The sequence below is a fragment of the Hydrocoleum sp. CS-953 genome (assembly GCF_002260545.1).
GTDB lineage: Bacteria > Cyanobacteriota > Cyanobacteriia > Cyanobacteriales > Microcoleaceae > Trichodesmium.
Map to the genome: position 1 here is coordinate 1 of NZ_LGSU01000066.1, position 1858 is coordinate 1858.

1 protein-coding gene and 1 tRNA gene are annotated in these 1858 nt (G+C 37.5%); both read left to right on the forward strand.

Annotation, left to right across the window (positions count from 1 at the left end):
* The first annotated feature begins 49 nt into the window (after window positions 1-49).
* Window positions 50-1195, forward strand: coding sequence for an S-layer homology domain-containing protein (locus AFK68_RS00390; protein ID WP_246843905.1), 1146 nt, complete (start codon window positions 50-52; stop codon window positions 1193-1195).
* 395 nt (window positions 1196-1590) lie between these two features.
* Window positions 1591-1663 (forward strand) — tRNA-Glu (locus AFK68_RS00395).
* Window positions 1664-1858: the final 195 nt, after the last annotated feature.

Genomic DNA, 1858 nt, shown 5'->3' on the forward strand with positions numbered 1-1858 from the left:
ATATTTATTTTCTCCCTAAAAATACTAAGTAAATTTAAAATTTATTTTTATGAATATGTTATTAAGTAAACCTGCGATATTTGCTAGTCTAACTATTTGTTTATTAATTTCTGCCAGTGGTTGTGCAAATAATTCAGCAAGTAAAGAGTTACAGCAAATCTTTGCAGCAGACCCCCAGTTAAAAAATAATCCTCCCTTTAATCAGTTAACTGAAACCTCTACTCAAAACAACCAAGAACCAGAAAAACCAGTACAACTGCCGACTAATTTTCCTTCAGAAATCTCCCCAACTTCTGACTCCGAATTACTGGAGAAATCTGAACCTTCTGCAACCTCAACTTTACCACCAACTCTCCAACCAGAAATTCAGCCACTGCCTAATCTCACAGGATCGCCCGAAGAATTACCTACTCCCGCAGTAGCAGCACTATCGACACCAACACCATTTCCTACTGATGGTATGCCACCTCCTCCTACCCCCACACCTTCAGAGTCTCCTGTATTAAAAAAAGTTCTCAGGGATGTGCCTACAGGTTTACGTCCATACATTGTAGACTTGGCCAAACTGGGAGTATTTCAGCAGGAACAAACCAACAATCAAGATAACCCTGATGCCACGAATACTTTAGTTAAACCTCAAAATCTTGTCAGTCGGCGTGTATATGCGAGATGGTTAGTAAGTGCAAATAATGAGATGTTTGCTAATAATCCTGCTAAACACGTCCGATTAGCTAGAGCAAATGAAAAACCGATTTTTGAAGATGTGCCAAAAACTGACCCCGACTTTTCTATAATTCAAGGTTTGGCAGAATCAGGTTTAATTCCTAGTCCTTTATCTGGGGATATTAATGTGGTTAAGTTTCGCCCAGATGATTTTTTAACCCGTGAGGATTTAATTCTTTGGAAGGTGCCTTTAGATTTTCGCAAGCCATTACCAGAAGCGACAATAGAGAAAGTTAAGGCAGCTTGGGATTTTCAAGATACTTCTAAAATTGACCCTGCTGCTTTGAGGGCAGTATTAGCAGATGCTGAGAATGAGTTTTCTAATATTCGTCGGGTTTTCGGTTATACTAGGTTATTTAGGCCAGATAAGACAGTTAGTCGGGCTGAGGCTGCTGCTATTTTATGGTATTTTGGAGACCAGAATGATGGTATCTCGGCTCAGATGGCCTTGCAAGCAAAGGGAGAATCTTAATTTAAAGGAAGGAAAAAGGAAGAAGGAAGAAGAAAGAAGAAAGAAGGACTATTTATTAGAGATTCAAATATTCAAACCTTTACCAAAAAATAAGGTCTAAAGCCTTCTATTTCAAGAGAAAAAGCGTTCAATCTTCGGAGCTTTCCGGAACGGAAAGCTTTGCGCCAGCAAAACGCCATATCCAATCGACCAAAAGAAAAGTGCCAGAATATTTCCTTGTATTCAATCCTCTCGATTTTCCTTGAGGTAATTATCAATTATCCATTATCAATTATCCATTAATGAACTCCCTTGTATAACTATGGCCAAAAAGTTTTGAGAAAAAAAATTTTTCAAACCCCTTGACATTTATCTTGAGATTCGCTATCTTTATAAAAGTGAAAACAAAGAACTAAGCCCCCATCGTCTAGAGGCCTAGGACACCTCCCTTTCACGGAGGCGACAGGGATTCGAATTCCCTTGGGGGTATTAAAAAATAAAGGATGACAGAATTTATTTTCTTGTCATCCTTTTAATTTTTTGTCATTTGGATATCAAATAATTACATGGTTCAATTAAGAGTAGGGGTTTGGTTACTAAATACCTACATCATTCAAAATATTAATCTACAGTAATCATAAAGCAAAAACTTTTAAATTCTGATACCGTTTCACAGAATTAAAC

Excerpts from the sequence above, each read along its gene's own strand:
- AFK68_RS00390 (WP_246843905.1), top strand. The coding sequence starts at position 50 with ATGAATATGTTATTAAGTAAACCTGCGATATTTGCTAGTCTAACTATT.